General features: G+C 58.1%; 1 protein-coding gene. It reads left to right on the forward strand.

Features of this window, described 5'->3' with window-relative positions; genetic code table 11:
- Window positions 1–2,311: terminase family protein (locus tag EPO09_RS22170; protein ID WP_290646798.1), on the forward strand; the 2,311-nt coding region annotated here is incomplete at its 5' end.
- Window positions 2,312–2,403 lie beyond the last annotated feature (92 nt).

A 2,403-nucleotide genomic window follows, 5' to 3' on the forward strand; every position in this document is an offset into this window, starting at 1 on the left:
CAAGCCCGGCGCCATCTTGTTCGATGAACAGGGGAAAACATGCCGGGTGACTTGGGTATCCGATATTGAGACACCGCCATCGGCTTATGCTCTCCGCTTCCGGGACGGCGCGTCGATCCTTGCCTGTGCTGATCACCAGTGGGTTACCTGGACGTATGCGGAACGTAAGGCGCTTCTGCGCAGTCCGTATGAAGACAAGCATGTTTTTCCACGGGACTGGCCACGGTGGAAATTGCGCCGCATTTGCGGCACGCAACCCAGTGAATCACGCATCCGCCCAGCGCTTGCATTGATCGCATCCGGGCTGTCAATCCGGAAAGCGGCTGTCCGGGCCGGTATTTGCCGGTCATCGCTTAAGGTTCATCTTGCCGCTGCGAAGTATGTCAGGCGAACGCCGATCATTTACGAAGACTCTCCCGGCCCACGAGTCCGCACCACCTCTGAAATCGCAGCTACTCTGCTGCAGCCGACCGCGCGCGCGGATCTGAATCACTGCATTCCGAACTGTCTGCCGCTTGACCTGCCGCGCGTTCGCCTGCCGATTCCGCCTTATACGCTCGGCGCGTGGCTCGGAGACGGCGGGTCGCATGGCGCTGCGATCACGCAACATGAACCTGATCAGGCGAGCCTGATCAAAAACATAGAACGCGATGGATTCGAATGCAGGATGCACAGCCATCCTCAGAATTTCGGCATTCTTGGATTGCAAATCCTGCTCAGAACCACTGGACTTTTGCGGAATAAACACATACCGCCGCTATACCTCAGAGCTTCAATACCGCAGAGACTTGCGTTGCTTCAAGGTCTGATGGACACCGACGGAGGCATAGAGCGAGCCTCGACTGCGAGTTTCTCCAACACAAATCTGAATCTGGCCGACGGCGTTTACGAGCTGGTTTGCAGTCTCGGAATGAAAGCCACGCGGGAACAACGGAAAACCAGCGGGAATTACGATTCACACCGGGTGACATTCACCCCGACGATGCAGGTTTTCCGGCTTCCCCGCAAAGCTGACCGGATTTCATTCTCCTGCTCGCAGCAGATGCGCCGTCGCCACCGCATGATTGAAGCGGCTGAGCCGATTGAGTTGCCTGGCCCGATGAGATGTATCACCGTCGATTCGCCAAACAGCATGTACCTTGCCGGACGTGCCATGATTCCGACTCACAACACGCGCGTGGGCGCCGAAACAGTCCGCGAATGGGCGCGTGATCCCTCGGAACGCATTCTCATGATTGCACCTACGGCATCGGATGTCCGTGATGTCATGATTGAAGGTCCGTCTGGTTTGATGAGCTGCTACCCGCCCGGACAGCGGCCCGTTTATTATCCGACGCGCCATCTGGTGCAGTTTCCATCCGGGGCTGTCGGGATCACGCGGTCAGCGGATGTCCCCGAGCGATTGCGCGGGCCGCAGTTTCGCAAATTCTGGTTTGACGAATTGTGCGCGACCGAACAGCCGCAGGAGGCCTGGGACCAGGTGCAGTTCGGTTTCCGCGTGCCCGGCCCGCATCTGCGCGGCATCATCACCACTACACCAAAACCGCTCAAAATCCTGAAAGCCATCCTTGCCAATCCCCGCACCGTCGTCACACGCGGATCATCAGATGAGAACCGCGCCAATCTGTCGGCTGATTTCATCGCGGACGTAATTGATCCCTACAGGGGCACGAGACTGGGCCGCCAGGAGATCGAAGCTGAACTGCTCGAGGACATACCCGGCGCCCTGTGGACCCGCAAGCTGCTGGACGCGACGCGCATCAAAGAGGCCGATATCAACTGGCACCGCATCGTGCGGACCATCATAGCCATCGACCCGGCAGTAACGCATCTGGAATCTTCTGACCTGACAGGCATTATCATGGCAATGCTCACCGAATCCAGACATGTGATTATATTTCGGGACTTGTCCTGCCGGGAAAGCGCACTGGGATGGGCTAAGATTGCAATTGCAGCTTACCGGACAAGGCGTCTCGACAAGATCGTAGCCGAAGTGAATAACGGCGGGGATCTGGTGGAAGCGAATCTGCGGACGATCGAGCCGAATGTATCGTACGGGAAAGTATGGGCCAGCCGGGGGAAACACATCAGAGCGGAACCGGTGGCAAGTCTCTATGAGCAGGGCCGGGTGCATCACGTCGAAGGCCTGGGGGATCTGGAAGATGAGCTTTGCTCCTGGACGCCGCAGTCGAATGATCCATCTCCCAACCGGCTGGATGCGATGGTGTGGGCGGTGACGGAACTGCTGGTGCAGAATGAGGAGATCACATTGCAGCGGCAGTTTGCGGAGCCGTACCGGATCGGCATATGACGCAGATTGAGCGTGTGCTCCGGGCTATCCGGCGCATGGATATTTTCACGGCCGCGGATGTTCAGAGCGCAACGGGTCTGCCGAGCAATGCT

Source organism: Aquabacterium sp. (genome assembly GCF_004297345.1).
Lineage (GTDB): Bacteria > Pseudomonadota > Gammaproteobacteria > Burkholderiales > Burkholderiaceae_C > Aquabacterium.